The organism is Bacillus sp. 05T31, assembly GCF_056396725.1.
This window is the reverse complement of the sequence record NZ_JBFTMA010001275.1, coordinates 1-569: the sequence shown is the minus strand read 5'-3', so window position 1 is coordinate 569 and position 569 is coordinate 1. Positions and strand designations below refer to the sequence as shown.

Here is a 569-nt window from a genome sequence, read left to right as displayed (position 1 = left end):
CTCTATAAACAATGAAAGGATGAACAAAATGAAAATTACCGATGTGAAGGTAAACCGCCGACATGTAAAGCTTCATACACCGTTTAAAACTGCGCTTCGCACTGTAACGGAAATCGAAAGTATAGATGTGTTTATTCATACAGATGAAGGGATTGTTGGAAAAGGAGCTGCTGCAGCAACACCGGTTATTACAGGTGATTTTGCCAACGGGATTGAGGAAGCAATATTAGGGCCAATTCGCTCCGTATTAGTTGATAAAGATGTGCTGCAATTTCAAACGTTATTGTTACACATTCAAATGAGCTGTATAGGAAATACAAGTGCGAAAGCGGCGGTAGATATGGCTTTATACGATGTATATTGTCGATTTCACAACATACCGTTATACGCATTACTGGGTGGGAAGAAAGAGATTCATACTGATATTACAGTAAGTGTGGATGAGCCTTTATTAATGGCAAAAGAAGCGAAAAAGCATATCGAAAAGGGATTCCAAACATTAAAAATTAAGGTGGGTAAAGAGGCACATTTAGATTTAGAACGCATAGAGGCAATTCGAAATGTAGTAC

1 protein-coding gene is annotated in these 569 nt (G+C 38.3%); it reads left to right on the top strand.

Translation table 11 applies throughout. The annotated features are described in order from the left end of the window. Positions 1-28 precede the first annotated feature (28 nt). A partial coding sequence (locus tag AC1DJR_RS32870) for an enolase-like domain-containing protein (protein ID WP_477004555.1) occupies positions 29-569 on the top strand: 541 nt, incomplete at its 3' end.